This window comes from Variovorax sp. 22077 (genome assembly GCF_052044195.1).
GTDB lineage: Bacteria > Pseudomonadota > Gammaproteobacteria > Burkholderiales > Burkholderiaceae_C > Variovorax > Variovorax atrisoli.
In genome coordinates this window covers 197,910-211,923 of the sequence record NZ_JBQEQC010000012.1, presented here as the reverse complement: position 1 = coordinate 211,923, position 14,014 = coordinate 197,910, and the positions used below count along the sequence as shown (strand labels likewise).

Sequence of the window (14,014 nt, the reverse complement as noted above, 5' to 3'; positions counted from 1 at the left end):
TCGCGCCGGGAATAGCCGGCGAGCAGCCGGTCAGCCGCGCGGCGAGACCGACTTGGGCGAAACGTCGGTCACGTCGCTGGCGCTGCCGCGGATGCGCACCGGGCGCTCCACCGATTCACCGCGGGCACGGGCGTTGGCCACATCTGCAGCCGAGGGGCCGGACTGCTGTGCCGCATTGCGAAATCTATCGAAGCCCGAGCGGGGATTGAAGCGCCCGCCCATGGAAGCCATCCAGGGCGTCACGGGCTTGCCCGTGAGGCGCCCCCAGGCGTAGCGAACGCCCCAGACGGCCGCCAGCAGCATGACCGCGACGGCCAGGCTGGCCGCGAAGACCAGCCCCAGGAGCAGAAGAATGACGCGTATTACGAAGTTCATCATCCGACTTTAGGCCGAAGCAGCCGCCGTTGGTTCCCCCGCCTTGCGGAAGGAGAACTGCCCCGGCGACAGGATCGGGTCGGTCGTGACCTCGATCGTGTCCTTCGGCCCGAAGCTGCCGTCCAGCAGCAGCTTCGACAGCGGGTTCTCGATGCGCTGCTGGATCGCGCGCTTCAGCGGCCGTGCGCCGAACACCGGATCGAAACCGACCTTGGCGATCTCCGCCAGCGCCGCCGGCGAAACCTCCAGGCCCAGGTCCATCTTCGCGAGACGCGCCTGCAGCACCTTCAGCTGGATCGCGGCGATCGACTCGATGTTCTTCGCGTCGAGCGCGTGGAACACGACCGTCTCGTCGATTCGGTTCAGGAACTCCGGGCGGAAGTAGTTCTTCAGCTCGTCCCACACCGCTTCCTTGATCTCTTCAGAGGGCTTGCCCACCATCGACTGGATGATGGGCGAGCCGATGTTGCTCGTCATCACGATCACGGTGTTCTTGAAGTCCACGGTGCGGCCCTGGCCGTCGGTGAGGCGGCCATCGTCGAGCACCTGCAGCAGCACGTTGAACACGTCGGGGTGGGCCTTCTCGACCTCGTCGAGCAGCACCACGCTGTAGGGCTTGCGGCGCACGGCTTCCGTGAGGTAGCCGCCCTCCTCGTAGCCCACGTAGCCCGGCGGCGCGCCGATCAGGCGGGCGACCGAGTGCTTCTCCATGAACTCGCTCATGTCGATGCGGATCAGGTGGTCTTCGCTGTCGAACAGGAAGCCCGCAAGCGCCTTGCACAGCTCGGTCTTGCCCACGCCCGTGGGGCCGAGGAACAGGAATGAGCCGGTCGGGCGGTTCGGATCGGACAGGCCCGAGCGCGAGCGGCGGATCGCATTCGCGACCGCGCCGATGGCCTCGTCCTGGCCCACCACGCGCTCGTGCAGCTTGTCTTCCATCAGCAGCAGCTTGTCGCGCTCGCCCTGCATCAGCTTGGCGACCGGAATGCCCGTGGCGCGCGCCACCACTTCGGCGATCTCTTCGGCGCCGACCTGGGTGCGCAGCAGCGTGGGCGCGCTGGACTTGCCCTTGTTCGCCTCGCTGGCCTCGGCCTCCTTCAGGCGCTTCTCGAGCGCAGGCAGCTGGCCGTACTGGAGCTCGGCGACCTTGTTGAAGTCGCCCTTGCGCTTCCATTCCTCGATCTGGAACTTGATCTTGTCCACGTCCTCGCGCACCTGCGCGCTGCCCTGGGCCTGGGCCTTCTCGGCCTGCCAGATCTCGTCGTAGTCGGCGATCTCCTTCTGCAGCTTCTCGATCTCGCCCTCGATCAGGCCCAGGCGCTTCTGCGAGGCCTCGTCCTTCTCGCGGCGCACGGCCTCGCGTTCGATCTGCAGCTGGATCAGGCGGCGGTCGAGCCGGTCCATGACCTCGGGCTTGGAGTCCATCTCGATCTTGATCTTGGCCGCGGCCTCGTCGATCAGGTCGATGGCCTTGTCGGGCAGGAAGCGGTCGGTGATGTAGCGGTCACTCAATTCGGCCGCGGCCACGATGGCCGGGTCGGTGATCTGCACGCCGTGGTGCACCTCGTACTTCTCCTGCAGGCCGCGCAGGATGGCGATGGTCGCCTCCACGCTGGGCTCGCCCACGATGATCTTCTGGAAGCGGCGCTCGAGCGCGGCGTCCTTCTCGATGTACTTGCGGTACTCGTCGAGCGTGGTGGCGCCCACGCAGTGCAGCTCGCCGCGCGCGAGCGCCGGCTTGAGCATGTTGCCCGCGTCCATGGCGCCCTCGGCCTTGCCGGCGCCGACCATGGTGTGGAGCTCGTCGATGAAGACGATGGTCTGGCCCTCGTCCTTGGCGAGCTCGTTCAGGACGCTCTTCAGGCGCTCCTCGAATTCGCCGCGGAACTTGGCGCCCGCCAGCAGCGCCGCCATGTCGAGCGACAGCACGCGCTTGCCCTTGAGCGAGTCGGGCACTTCGCCCGAGACGATGCGCTGCGCCAGGCCTTCGACGATGGCGGTCTTGCCCACGCCGGGTTCGCCGATGAGCACGGGGTTGTTCTTGGTGCGGCGCTGCAGCACCTGGATGGCGCGGCGGATTTCCTCGTCGCGGCCGATGACGGGGTCGAGCTTGCCCAGCCGGGCGCGCTCGGTGAGGTCGAGGGTGTATTTCTTGAGGGCTTCACGCTGGCCTTCGGCATCGGCGCTGTTCACGCCCTGCCCGCCGCGCACGGCGTCGATGGCCGCCTCGAGGGACTTGCGGCCCAGGCCGTTCTCCCTGGCGATCTTGCCGATGTCGGCCTTGCTGTCGGCCAGCGCCAGCAGGAAGAGTTCGCCGGCAATGAACTGGTCATTGCGCTTGATGGCTTCCTTCTCGGTGGCCTGCAGCAGCTTGCCGAGCTCGGGGCCGACTTGCACGATGTCGTGGCCCTGCACCTGAGGCAGCTTCTTGATGGCGGCCTCGGCCGCCTGCGTCAGGCCCGGGACGTTGACACCCGCCCGCTCCAGCAGGGCGCGCGGGCCGTCGTCCTGGCGCAGCATCGCGAGCAGCAGGTGGGCCGGCTCGATGTAGGCGTTGTCATTGCCCAGCGCCAGCGACTGTGCGTCGCCCAGCGCTTCCTGAAATTTGGTGGTGAGTTTGTCTTGTCGCATGGTGGTATTCCTGCATCCAAAATAGGGCTGTTCGGGCACGATTCAAGGTTGCCGATCCATCCAGTGCCCTGGGCACGGGTATTGCACAGGATCCGTCCTCTTCCGCCCGTAGGCATTTCTCTCTCTCGAATGGAGTCGATCATGGTTTTTTCAACGCGGCGCGTTCAACCGGTGCGCCGGGCGATCAGCGTGAGTCTCTTTATGGCCGCAGCGGGGCTTTGCAGCCTTGCGCAGGCGCAAAGCGGTACGCCCGTGCGCCTGCTCGTGGGCTTCCCCGCCGGCGCCGGCACCGACGCGATCGCACGCACGCTGGGTGAAAAGCTCAAGGACGTGCTGGGCGTGCCGGTGGTGGTCGAGAACCGCGCCGGCGCGGGCGGCCAGATCGCCGCGACGGTGCTGAAGTCCTCCCCGGCCGACGGCCACACGCTGTTCCTGTCGCACGACCACACCATCTCGATCCTGCCCCAGGTGGTGAAGAACCCGGGCTTCAACCCCGCCACCGACTTCGTGCCCGTGGCCGGCTTCGCGACCTTCGCCAACGTGCTGGCCGTCTCGGGCGGCACGCCGGCCAAGAGCCTCGACGAATACGTGAAATGGGTCCGCACCCAGAAGGGCGGCAAGGAAACCATCGGCATCCCGGCGCCAGCCTCGATCCCCGAGTTCCTGGTCAAGATGATTTCCGACAAGTACAAGATCGACGTGCAGCCCGCCCCCTACCGCGGCAGCGCGCCCATGACGGCAGACATGCTGGGCAACCAGATCACCGCGGGCATCGCCTCGGTGCCGGACTTCATCGAGAACCACAAGGCCGGCAAGCTGCGCATCGTGGCCTCCATTGGCTCCAAGCGGCAGGCGGTGATCCCGAACGTGCCGACGTTCAGCGAACTGGGCTTCTCGAACCTGGACGACCTGCCCTACTACGGCATCTTCGCGCCGGTGGGCACGCCGCAGCCGATCATCGACAAGTACGGCGATGCGCTGCAGAAGGTGCTGGCCATGCCCGACGTGAAGCAGAAGCTCACGACGATGGGCCTGACCGTGGGCTACGAGCCGCAGGGCCAGTTCGCGGGCCGCGTTCGCACGTACACGCAGGCCTGGGAAAAGATCATCCAGTCGAGCGGCTTCAAGCCGCTGTAAGGCTTCGCTCCCTCTCACTCGGGAGAGGGAACAAGAGGCGAATCAGGCGTTCGGGGCGCTGATACCCCAGCGCGCCAGCGCCGCGTCGTCGGACACGCGCGCATCGACCCAGCGGGCGCCTCCGGGCGTCTGCTCCTTCTTCCAGAAGGGAGCCTGGGTCTTGAGGTAGTCCATCAGGAACTCGCAGGCCTGGAAGCTCTGGCCGCGGTGGGCCGAGACCACCGCCACCATCATGATCTGGTCTTCGGGCTGCAGCAGACCGACGCGGTGGATCACGCGTGCCCCCAGGATGTCGAAGCGGCGGTGGGCCTCGTCGATCATGGCTTCGATGGCCTTCTCGGTCATGCCAGGATAGTGCTCCAGCTCCATCGACGTGATGGTGTTGCCGTCGTCTTTCGCCGCCGGGCCGCCCCGAGGCGAAAGAGCCCCCTCGGGGAGCAGCGAGGACACGCCAGTGCCGAGCGTGGGAGCACTGTTCCTGTCTCGAACGGTGCCGATGAAGCTACAGACGGCGCCCACGCGTTTGTCGCCGGCACGCAACGCGGCGACTTCCCGCGAGAGGTCGAAATCGTTCGTCTGGATCGAAACACGGGCAACGCTCATGTCCGAATTGTGGCATCGCGATAGACTGTGGCGATGCCCTGCCTTGCCACGCCCACGCTCTTCCCGGTGCCTTCGCACCCCGAAGGCCGCCGCGTGGGCCAATGCAGCAGCAACGACAAAGCCAAAAAACCAAAGCTCGTCTGACCGGAGCCGAGGTTCCGTCGTCGGATGAGCGACGGAATCCGCCAAAGGCTTTGGCCCCTACCGGGTTGCGCGCGCATCGGGCGATGGTTCTTTCCATCGGTCGATTCCTGAAAGGAAGCCCGCGTGCCTCAACAACAACCAAGCCCCACCACCCCTGACTTTTCCGGCTTCTGGGTGGCCCTCGTCACCCCGTTCCGCGACGGCGCGGTCGACCACACCGCCCTCGCCGCGCTGGTCCGGCGCCTCGCCGACGAAGGCGTGACGGGTTTCGTGCCCTGCGGCTCCACCGGCGAAGCGGCCGCGCTGGACGAAACCGAGCAGCTGGCCGTGCTCGACACCGTGCTGGCATCGGCCGGCGGCCTGCCGGTCGTCATGGGTATTTCGGGCTATCACCTCGGCAAGGCCACGGCCTGGGCGCGCAGGCTCTCGGAGCGCCCGATCGCAGGCCTGCTGGTGGCCGCGCCGCACTACGTCCGCCCCTCGCAGGCCGGCCTGCTCGAATGGTTCCGCGCCATCGCCGACGCCAGCTCGGTGCCCGTGCTGGTCTATGACATTCCCTACCGCACCGGCGTCACCATCACGCGCGAGACGCTGCTGGCGCTGGCCGCACACCCCCGCATCCGCGGCATCAAGGACTGCGGCGGCGACATGGCCAAGACGCGCGCGGTGATCGCCGACGGCCGGCTGCAGGTGCTGACGGGCGAGGACCACCAGATCTTCGGCACCATGGCCGAGGGCGGCGCCGGCGCCATCGCGGCCAGCGGCAACGTGCAGACCGCCCGTTTCGTGCGCCTGGTGCGCCTGCTCGCGGAAAACCGCCTGGCAGAGGCTCGCGCCGAGTGGCAGCCGCTGCAACCGCTGGTGGAAATGCTGTTCGCCGAACCCAACCCGGGCCCATTGAAGGCGCTGCTGGCGCACAAGGGCGAGATGGCCGACGAACTGCGCTCGCCGATGACCCGGGCCTCCGGCGGCCTGCGCGAACGCCTGGTCGAGCTGGACGCCCGCCTCAGCCGCCCGTGACGGGCGGGAAGAAGGCGACCTCGCAGCCTTCTCGAAGGGCGGCGGCTTCGTCGCTCATGACATGGTCGAGCGCCATGCGGACAGCCTTGCCGCGCGCCAGCGCGGTGGCGTAGGCGCCGCCCCTGCCGATGAGTTCGTCGCGCAGGGCGGAAAGCGTCTCGGCTCGGGTCTCGACGGCTTCGCCGCTGCTGGAAAGCGCCTCGCGCACCGAGGCGAAATAACGGACCTGGACTTTCATGCGGCTCAACCCAGCAGCGATTCGAAGGGAATGAAGTCGACGACGTCGCCCGACTTGATCGTTCTGCCGGCCGGGTTGTCGACCACGCCGTCGCCCCAGACCATCGAGGTGAGCACGCCCGAGCTCTGGTTGCCGAACAGGTCGAGGCCGCCGGCCGCGTTGCGCCGTGCGCGCAGGAACTCGCGGCGCTTGTCGGCGCGCGGCCAGTCGAAATCGGCGCGCATCTTCACCGACTCGGGCGCAACGCGGGTGGCGCCCTGCAGCGTCAGCAGGAAGGGTCGCACCAGCATCAGGAAGGTCAGGAAGCTCGACACCGGATTGCCCGGCAGCCCCGTCACGTGGCAGGCGCCCTGCCCGCTGCTGCGTGCGATGGAGCCGTAGGCGAAGGGCTTGCCCGGCTTCATCGACAGCGACCACAGCTGCAGTTCGCCCAGCGACTGCAGCGCGGCGCGGATGTGGTCTTCCTCGCCGACGGAGACGCCGCCGGTCGTGATGATCAGGTCGCTCGCCTCGGCCGCGTCGCGCAGCGCGACGACGGTGGCTTCGCGGTTGTCAGGCACGATGCCCAGGTCGTTCACCTCGCAGCCCAGCCGATGCAGCAGAGCCCGCATGAAGAAGCGGTTGGAGTTGTAGATGGCGCCTGGCTTCATCGCGTCGGGCGCGACCTCGCCGGGCATCACCAGTTCATCGCCGGTGGAGAGCATCGCCACGCGTGGCTTGCGCGCGACCTGCAGGCGGTCGAAGCCGACGCTCGCGGCAAGGCCGAGCGCCGCAGGCCCGAGGCGCTCGCCCTTCCTGAGCACCACGTCGCCGGAGGCCACGTCCTCGCCCGCGCGGCGGATCCACTGGCCGGCCGCAGGCACGATGGCGATGCGCACCGAGCCGAGGCTGCCTTCCTGCGGCGTGGCCGTCGTGTCTTCTTGCATCACGACGGCGTCGGCGCCCTCGGGAATCTGCGCGCCGGTGAAGATGCGCGCCGCGGTGCCGGGCACGAGCGGCGTGCCGACGGTGCCGGCGGGAATGCGCTGCGCCACCTTCAGCTCGGCGCCGGGCGCGGCGCAGTCGGCCACGCGCACGGCGTAGCCGTCCATCGCACTGTTGTCGCGCGGCGGCACGGTGAGGCCGGAGACGAGGTCCTGCGCCAGCACGCGGCCGTCGGCGTCGAAGGTACCGACGCTCTCGGAGGGCAGCACCGGCAACGCTCTCGCGAGTAGCGTCGCGATCGCCTCGTCGAGAGGCATCAGCGGCGGACGCGAAGACGAAGCGGCGAAGGGAACGGGTGAATCAGCCATGGTGATCGGGGTTGTATTCGAAGCGCTCACCGCTGTCGACCAGCCACTTCGCAATGGCCTCGGCGTCGTTGAGGTCGAAGAGCGGCCGCTCGGTGGGCGACGGCAGGCCGGCCGGGGCATCGGTGGCCACGGCGACGACGAAGGGGTCGTTGGGGTACAGCACGGGCCGCACCGCTTCACCCGCCGCAGGCTCGCGCCAGATCTCGATCTTCAGCACGTCGCTGTGCCGGAAGCCCTCGACCAGCACCCAGTCGGCCACCGGGTGCACCTCGGCCAGCAGCTGGTGCACGCTGAGCTCCACGGGCGCCTCGAACTCGCGCATCACGGCAAGCCGCCTGTCGGAGGCGACGACCACCTCGAAGGCGCCCGCCTCGCGGTGGCGGTAGGTGTCCTTGCCCGGATGGTCGATGTCGAACTTGTGGTGCGCGTGCTTGACCACCGAGACCCGCTGGCCGAGCCGCTTGAGCGCGGGAATGAGGCGCTCGAGCAGCGTGGTCTTGCCCGCGCCCGAGTAGCCGGCGAAACCGACGACCTTCATGCCCAGCCTCGCCCTTGGCTAATCACAGTGCTCGGCGATGTACGCCTTCACGGCTTCCGCGTCGGCCGGCAGCTTGACGACGCGCTTGGGCAGCGCCTCGATGCCCTCGAACTTCTTCGGACGCGCAGGCTCCTCGCCCAGCGCCTCGACCAGCGTGGCCGCGAACTTGATGGGCAGCGCGGTCTCGAGCACCACCATCGGCACGCCGGGGGTGAGCTGCTCGCGCGCGGCCTTGAGGCCGTCGGCGGTGTGCGGATCGACCAGCGTCGCGAAGCGCTTGTCGGTGTCGCGGATGGTGGCCAGGCGATCGGCGTGCGTGCTGCGGCCACTGCGGAAGCCGAAGCGCCCGGCGGCCTGCGCGAATGCAGGATCGGCGCTCAGGTCGAAGCTGCCGTTCAGGCCCAGGTCGTCCACGAAGAGCTTGCGCAGCCTGGCCGGATCGCGCCCGACCAGGTCGAACACGAAGCGCTCGAAGTTGCTGGCCTTGCTGATGTCCATCGACGGGCTGGAGGTCTCGTGCGTGTCGACCGCGCCGCGCACGCGGTACACGCCGGTGCGGAAGAACTCGTCGAGCACGTCGTTCTCGTTGGTGGCGACCACCAGCGTGTGGATCGGCAGGCCCATCATGCGCGCCACGTGGCCCGCGCAGACGTTGCCGAAGTTGCCCGAGGGCACGGTGAAGCTCACCGGCTTGTCGTTGCTTGCCGTGGCCTGGAAGTAGCCCGCGAAGTAGTAGACGACCTGCGCCAGCAGCCGCGCCCAGTTGATCGAGTTGACCGTGCCGATGCGGTACTTGCGCTTGAAGGCCAGGTCGTTCGACACGGCCTTGACGATGTCCTGGCAGTCGTCGAACACGCCGGTGATGGCGATGTTGTGAATGTTCGCGTCCTGCAGGCTGAACATCTGCGCCTGCTGGAACGGGCTCATGCGGCCGTCGGGCGAGGTCATGAAGACGCGCACGCCCTTCTTGCCGCGCATGGCGTACTCGGCCGCGCTACCGGTGTCGCCGCTGGTGGCGCCAAGGATGTTGAGCTCGGCGCCGCGGCGGGCCAGCTCGTACTCGAACAGGTTGCCCAGCAGCTGCATCGCCATGTCCTTGAAGGCCAGCGTGGGGCCGTTGGACAGGGCCTCGAGGTACACGCCGTCTTCCAGCTCGCGCAACGGCACGATCTCGTCGGTGCCGAACACTTCGGCCGTGTAGGTCTTCGCGCAGATCGCCTTCAGGTCGGCCGGCGGAACGTCGTCGATGTAGAGCGAGAGGATCTCGAAGGCCAGCTCGGCATACGGCAGCTTGCGCCACTTCGCGAGCGTGGCGGTGTCGATCTGCGGGTATTGCTCGGGCAGGTAGAGGCCGCCGTCGGGCGCGAGGCCTTCGAGCAGGATTTCGCAGAAGCGCTTGCGGTCGGGGTGGCCGCGGGTGCTCAGGTAGTTCACGGGATGTTCCTAGAGGCCAATTCCATAGTGGCGCAGATCAAGCCAGAAGCGCGAGCCGATCAGCGCCAGCATGCCGAAGAAAAGAATGAAGTAGTGCGGGACGCGGTATTCGACGTTGTCGGTCGCCTCGAGCGCCGAGAAATACGCCCATGCCGCGAGAAAGCTGCCCGCGCCGTTGAGCACGAGCTGCCGCCAGCCGAGGCTGGCGAACAAGGCCAGCACGACCAGCACCGCGAACCAGAACGCCAGGTGCCAGCGCGGCATTTCCACGTGCGCGAAGCGGAGCAACCCGACCAGCGCGAAGGTGGCAATCAGCGTGGGCACGGCGGCGTTCCATGGCGGCGATCAGATGCTCAGGACAGCTCTTCCTTGCGGATGCGCACGATCGGCTCCAGCACGGTCGGCAGCGCCTGCAGCTCGGCCAGCACGTCGTTGACGGTGCCTTCGCGCGCGTCGTGCGTGAGGATGATCAGGTCGGTCTGCGTGGAGCCCTCGCCGCCGACTTCGTCGGCTTCGCGCTGCAGCACGGCGTCGATGCTGATGCCGGCAGTGGCGAGCAGGCCCGTCACCTTGGCGAGCACGCCGGCCTGGTCGGCCACGCGCAGGCGCAGGTAGTAGCTGGTGACGACCTCCGACATCGGCAGCACCTGCAGGTCGCTCAGCGCGTCGGGGTGGAAGGCCAGGTGCGGCACACGGTGTGCGGCATCGGCCGTGTGCAGGCGGGTGATGTCGACCAGGTCGGCGATCACCGCGCTGGCGGTCGGCTCGCTGCCGGCGCCCTTGCCGTAGTAGAGAGTGGTGCCGACCGCGTCTCCATGCACCACCACCGCGTTCATCGCGCCTTCGACATTCGCCAGCAGGCGCTTCGACGGCACCAGCGAGGGGTGCACGCGCAGCTCGATGCCCTTGGCCGTGCGCTTGGTCACGCCCAGCAGCTTGATGCGGTAGCCGAGCTGCTCGGCGTACTTGATGTCCTGCGCGGCCAGCTTGGTGATGCCCTCGATGTGGGCCTTGTCGAACTGCACGGGGATGCCGAAGGCCAGCGCGCTCATCAGCGTGACCTTGTGGCCGGCGTCCACGCCTTCGATGTCGAAGGTCGGATCGGCTTCGGCGTAGCCCAGGCGCTGCGCTTCCTTGAGCACGGTCGCGAAGTCCAGGCCCTTGTCGCGCATTTCCGAGAGGATGAAGTTGGTGGTGCCGTTGATGATGCCGGCCAGCCATTGGATGCTGTTGGCCGTGAGACCTTCGCGCAGCGCCTTGATGATCGGGATGCCCCCGGCCACCGCGGCCTCGAAGGCCACCATCACGCCCCTGGCGTGCGCGGCGGCGAAGATCTCGGTGCCGTGCACGGCCAGCAGCGCCTTGTTGGCCGTGACCACGTGCTTGCCGGCCGCGATGGCCTCGAGCACGAGCTGCTTCGCGATGCCGTAGCCGCCGATGAGCTCGATGACGATGTCGATCTCGGGATTGGCGATGACTTCGCGCGCATCGCTGACCACCTTCACGCCCTCGCCTGCCACTTCGCGCGCGCGGGCGGTGTCGAGGTCGGCCACCATGGCGATCTCGATGCCGCGGCCGGCGCGGCGCTTGATTTCTTCCTGGTTGCGCTTGAGCACCTTGAAGGTGCCGCTGCCGACCGTGCCTGCGCCGAGCAGGCCTACTTGGATGGGTTTCATTGGGAGAGTCGCACTCATGGCGTTCAGGGTTTGGATGGGGTGGCGGACGGCTCGGAGAGTTTCACCTGCGAGACATAGCGCTGCAGGCTCCAGGCGCCGCCGGGGAAGCCGCGGCACATGCCGTCGTAGGTGTGGCCGGTGAGAACGAAGCCCTTGCCGTCGAAATGCCAGGTCTGGCTCGACCAGCAGTCGCCGATGCCGCGGCCCTTCATCGAGGAAGTGACGCTGGCGTTTTTCTCGTCGAAGTCGCCGTTGGCCTCGATGGCTACGGGTGCATAGGGCGGCTTGTCGTTCGCGATCCAGAGCACGCTGGTGTAGTTGTAGGCGCCCATGCCGCAGCCAAAGGACAGCAGCACCTTGCGCTCGGTCAGGCGCGAGACGGTCAGCGACTTGGCGTTGAACTCATCGTAGTTGTTGCAGTCGTCGGCAGACGGATCCGACTTCAGCGACGGGAAGATGCGCGCGGCCAGGGCGTCGTCGCCCGGGCGGGCCTTCGTCGGCAACACCGCGTTCACGACGGGTGCCTGCACCGGCGGCAGCACCGAGGATTCGGGCTTGTTGCCGCGGCGCACGAGCGCACCCGGCGTGCCGACGCGGCCCTGGACCTCGTCCATCTTCAGCAGCACGGCGTTGAGGCCGGCCAACGAGAGAACCCACTTGTGCCCGCCGTTGTCCGTGAGCGAGGCGTCGTCGCCCTTGAGCAGTTCGGGCAGCACGGTGCGGATCTGGGCCTCGTCGAGGCTGAAGGCGCTGTCCTTGAGGCCCGACAGGGTGGCCTTGCCGACCTTGAAGCGCACCGAGCCCTTGGGCTCCTCCTGCCCGCCGGTCTGCAGGTCGATCTCGAGGGGGGTGCCGGGACCCGCACGGCGGGTGATGAGCATCGACACCGGCTCCAATGCGCTCCCGCTCTCCACCTGGTAGCCGGCGGCGCGGCAGGTGCGGGTGTTGTCGCAGGCCAGTTCCCAGTCATTGTGCGAGAACGAGACGCCCTCCTTGGCGGCAGCTCCGGCAGCGGCCGCGGAAAGCGCGGCAAACGACAGCGCCGCGGCGGCAGCGATGCGGGCGGAGTTCATTGGCGCGACTTGCGGCGCAAGCGGTACTGCTCCAGGAACTTCGCGATGCGGTTGATGGCCTCGCGCAGGTCGTCCTCATGGGGCAGGAACACGATGCGGAAGTGGTCGGGCGTGGCCCAGTTGAAGCCGGTGCCCTGCACCAGCATCACGCGGGTTTCCTTCAGCAGCTCGAGGAAGAACTGGCGGTCGTCCTCGATCGGATAGACCTCCGGATCGAGCTTGGGGAACATGTACAGCGCAGCGGTCGGCTTGACGCAGCTCACGCCCGGGATGGCGGTGATCAGCTCGTAGGCCAGGTCGCGCTGGCGGCGCAGGCGGCCGCCCTCGCACACGAGGTCGTTGATGCTCTGGTAGCCGCCCAATGCCGTCTGGATGGCCCACTGGCCCGGCACGTTGGCGCACAGGCGCATGTTCGAAAGCATGTTCAGGCCCTCGATGTAGTCCTGCGCGCTGCGCTTGTCGCCCGATACCACGAGCCAGCCTGCGCGGTAGCCGCACGAGCGGTAGCTCTTGGAGAGCGAATTGAAAGTGAGCGTGAGCACGTCGGTCGACAGGCTGGCGATGGCCGTGTGCTTCGCGCCGTCGTAGAGCACCTTGTCGTAGACCTCGTCGGCGAAGATCACGAGGCCGTGCTCGCGCGCGATGTCGACGATGCTCTTCAGCAGCTCGTCGGAGTACAGCGCGCCGGTCGGGTTGTTGGGGTTGATGACCACGATGCCCTTGGTGCGGGGCGTGATCTTGGCGCGGATGTCGTCGAGGTCGGGCATCCAGCCGTTGGCCTCGTCGCACAGGTAGTGCACCGGCGTGCCGCCCGAGAGGCTGGTGGACGCGGTCCACAGCGGGTAGTCGGGCGCCGGCAGCAGCAGTTCGTCACCGTCGTTGAGCAGCGCGTTGGTGGACATGGCGATCAGCTCGCTGGCGCCGTTGCCGAGGTAGATGTCGTCGAGGGTAACGCCGGCGATGCCCTGCTTCTGGGTCTCGTGCATCACCGCCTTGCGTGCCGCGAAGACGCCCTTGCTGTCCGAATAGCCCGCCGAGGTCGGCAGGTTGCGGATCATGTCCTGCTGGATTTCCTCGGGAGCATCGAAACCGAACACGGCCAGATTGCCGATGTTGAGCTTGATGATCTTCTGGCCGTCCTCTTCCATCTGCTTGGCGGCGTCCATGATGGGGCCGCGGATGTCGTAGAGGACGTTGGCCAGCTTGGCCGATTTCTTGAGCTGCTTCAAAGGGCCCTCCCGGGCGCGGGGTTGGAATGCTTACGCGGAATCAAAGGCCCTTGCGGGCCCCTTGGCACTAGGGAAAACCTATAATTTGACCACAGTTCCCAGTGCCCAGATGAAGCTCCAGCCCGACAAATCCGACGCTCAGTCTCTCACCGCACACGGTCCCGGCTGGGTGGCGATCAACAACGAAAAAGTCGAGGGCAGCGTGGTGGTCGGCTCGCGCGGCGAGCGCTTCGAATGGAATTGTTCGAGCTTCGACCAGATCGGCCCCGAACATTTCGCGCAACTGGCCTCGCTGGGCGCCGAATTGATCATCTTCGGCAGCGGCAACCGGATCCGCTTCCCTCAGCCCGTCTGGCTGAAGCCGCTGATGGCCCAGCGCACCGGCGTGGAGACCATGGACACCGCGGCAGCCTGCCGAACCTACAACATCCTGGCCGGAGAAGGCCGGCACGTGATCGCCGCCCTCCTCGTGGAGAGCCCCGCGGGTGCCTGATGGGGGTGTTTTCGGGGTAAAATACCGGGTTGCGAACAGGCCGGCTACCCCAAAGTTAGCAACGACCAATCCTCCATTCCTTGAGCAAGCCCGGTATGAAACGGGGCGAGAGGGCTCAGGAACGGAATCTA

General features: G+C 67.4%; 14 protein-coding genes. 3 read left to right on the top strand and 11 right to left on the bottom strand.

Annotated elements, in window-relative coordinates; genetic code table 11:
* Positions 1-30: 30 nt before the first annotated feature.
* Both ACTJLF_RS19145 and clpB read right to left on the bottom strand, forming a co-directional pair.
* Positions 31-375, bottom strand: coding sequence for a hypothetical protein (locus tag ACTJLF_RS19145; protein WP_240650075.1), 345 nt, complete (start codon positions 373-375; stop codon positions 31-33).
* Between the two features lie 9 nt (positions 376-384).
* The gene (gene clpB, locus ACTJLF_RS19140; RefSeq protein ID WP_132751583.1) at positions 385-3,006 is read right to left on the bottom strand and encodes an ATP-dependent chaperone ClpB; all 2,622 of its coding nucleotides are present in this window, start codon (positions 3,004-3,006) and stop codon (positions 385-387) included.
* 141 nt (positions 3,007-3,147) lie between these two features.
* Here clpB and ACTJLF_RS19135 point away from each other — a divergent pair, with 141 nt between their 5' ends.
* Positions 3,148-4,143, top strand: a complete 996-nt coding sequence (locus ACTJLF_RS19135) for a Bug family tripartite tricarboxylate transporter substrate binding protein (protein ID WP_440883696.1) — start codon at positions 3,148-3,150, stop codon at positions 4,141-4,143.
* A gap of 42 nt (positions 4,144-4,185) precedes the next feature.
* On the opposite strand, the gene ACTJLF_RS19130 is transcribed toward ACTJLF_RS19135, so the two are convergent.
* Positions 4,186-4,746: a molybdenum cofactor biosynthesis protein MoaE gene (locus tag ACTJLF_RS19130; protein ID WP_440883695.1), complete on the bottom strand. Its 561-nt coding sequence runs from the start codon at positions 4,744-4,746 to the stop codon at positions 4,186-4,188.
* Positions 4,747-5,013: 267 nt separating this feature from the next.
* Here ACTJLF_RS19130 and dapA point away from each other — a divergent pair, with 267 nt between their 5' ends.
* Complete coding sequence (gene dapA / locus ACTJLF_RS19125) at positions 5,014-5,910, top strand: 4-hydroxy-tetrahydrodipicolinate synthase (RefSeq protein ID WP_126184948.1); 897 nt, start codon at positions 5,014-5,016, stop codon at positions 5,908-5,910.
* Here the strand turns inward: dapA and ACTJLF_RS19120 are convergent.
* From ACTJLF_RS19120 to ACTJLF_RS19085, 8 genes are read right to left on the bottom strand one after another with little or no spacing between them, the layout of a single operon-like run.
* Positions 5,897-6,148 carry a MoaD/ThiS family protein gene (locus ACTJLF_RS19120; protein WP_132751587.1) on the bottom strand — a complete coding sequence of 84 codons (252 nt, stop codon included), beginning with the start codon at positions 6,146-6,148 and terminating at the stop codon, positions 5,897-5,899. The two genes, dapA and ACTJLF_RS19120, sit on opposite strands and share 14 nt — an antisense overlap.
* A 5-nt stretch (positions 6,149-6,153) precedes the next feature.
* Complete coding sequence (locus ACTJLF_RS19115) at positions 6,154-7,440, bottom strand: molybdopterin molybdotransferase MoeA (protein WP_184607240.1); 1,287 nt, start codon at positions 7,438-7,440, stop codon at positions 6,154-6,156.
* Entirely contained in the window at positions 7,433-7,978 is a 546-nt protein-coding gene (gene mobB / locus ACTJLF_RS19110; protein ID WP_019655934.1) for a molybdopterin-guanine dinucleotide biosynthesis protein B, read from the bottom strand. Before mobB ends, ACTJLF_RS19115 begins: the two co-directional genes overlap by 8 nt.
* An 18-nt stretch (positions 7,979-7,996) precedes the next feature.
* Positions 7,997-9,412, bottom strand: a complete 1,416-nt coding sequence (thrC, locus tag ACTJLF_RS19105) for a threonine synthase (protein ID WP_440883694.1) — start codon at positions 9,410-9,412, stop codon at positions 7,997-7,999.
* Between the two features lie 9 nt (positions 9,413-9,421).
* A complete protein-coding gene (locus ACTJLF_RS19100; RefSeq protein WP_126184953.1) occupies positions 9,422-9,736 on the bottom strand; it encodes a response regulator in 315 nt (104 codons plus the stop codon).
* A gap of 29 nt (positions 9,737-9,765) precedes the next feature.
* The gene (locus tag ACTJLF_RS19095) at positions 9,766-11,088 is read right to left on the bottom strand and encodes a homoserine dehydrogenase (RefSeq protein ID WP_019655931.1); all 1,323 of its coding nucleotides are present in this window, start codon (positions 11,086-11,088) and stop codon (positions 9,766-9,768) included.
* Between the two features lie 23 nt (positions 11,089-11,111).
* Complete coding sequence (locus ACTJLF_RS19090; protein ID WP_440883693.1) at positions 11,112-12,161, bottom strand: DUF1176 domain-containing protein; 1,050 nt, start codon at positions 12,159-12,161, stop codon at positions 11,112-11,114.
* Positions 12,158-13,390 carry a pyridoxal phosphate-dependent aminotransferase gene (locus ACTJLF_RS19085; RefSeq protein ID WP_019655929.1) on the bottom strand — a complete coding sequence of 411 codons (1,233 nt, stop codon included), beginning with the start codon at positions 13,388-13,390 and terminating at the stop codon, positions 12,158-12,160. The genes ACTJLF_RS19090 and ACTJLF_RS19085 overlap by 4 nt, the downstream gene beginning before the upstream one ends.
* 109 nt (positions 13,391-13,499) lie before the next feature.
* On the opposite strand from ACTJLF_RS19085, the gene ACTJLF_RS19080 reads away from it, so the two are divergent.
* Positions 13,500-13,883: an Mth938-like domain-containing protein gene (locus tag ACTJLF_RS19080; protein ID WP_019655928.1), complete on the top strand. Its 384-nt coding sequence runs from the start codon at positions 13,500-13,502 to the stop codon at positions 13,881-13,883.
* Positions 13,884-14,014 lie beyond the last annotated feature (131 nt).

Excerpts from the sequence above, each read along its gene's own strand:
- ACTJLF_RS19130 (WP_440883695.1), bottom strand. The coding sequence starts at position 4,746 with ATGAGCGTTGCCCGTGTTTCGATCCAGACGAACGATTTCGACCTCTCG.
- ACTJLF_RS19095 (WP_019655931.1), bottom strand. The coding sequence starts at position 11,088 with ATGAAACCCATCCAAGTAGGCCTGCTCGGCGCAGGCACGGTCGGCAGC.
- ACTJLF_RS19120 (WP_132751587.1), bottom strand. The coding sequence starts at position 6,148 with ATGAAAGTCCAGGTCCGTTATTTCGCCTCGGTGCGCGAGGCGCTTTCC.
- ACTJLF_RS19115 (WP_184607240.1), bottom strand. The coding sequence starts at position 7,440 with ATGGCTGATTCACCCGTTCCCTTCGCCGCTTCGTCTTCGCGTCCGCCG.
- ACTJLF_RS19080 (WP_019655928.1), top strand. The coding sequence starts at position 13,500 with ATGAAGCTCCAGCCCGACAAATCCGACGCTCAGTCTCTCACCGCACAC.
- ACTJLF_RS19145 (WP_240650075.1), bottom strand. The coding sequence starts at position 375 with ATGAACTTCGTAATACGCGTCATTCTTCTGCTCCTGGGGCTGGTCTTC.
- clpB (WP_132751583.1), bottom strand. The coding sequence starts at position 3,006 with ATGCGACAAGACAAACTCACCACCAAATTTCAGGAAGCGCTGGGCGAC.
- ACTJLF_RS19090 (WP_440883693.1), bottom strand. The coding sequence starts at position 12,161 with ATGAACTCCGCCCGCATCGCTGCCGCCGCGGCGCTGTCGTTTGCCGCG.
- mobB (WP_019655934.1), bottom strand. The coding sequence starts at position 7,978 with ATGAAGGTCGTCGGTTTCGCCGGCTACTCGGGCGCGGGCAAGACCACG.
- ACTJLF_RS19135 (WP_440883696.1), top strand. The coding sequence starts at position 3,148 with ATGGTTTTTTCAACGCGGCGCGTTCAACCGGTGCGCCGGGCGATCAGC.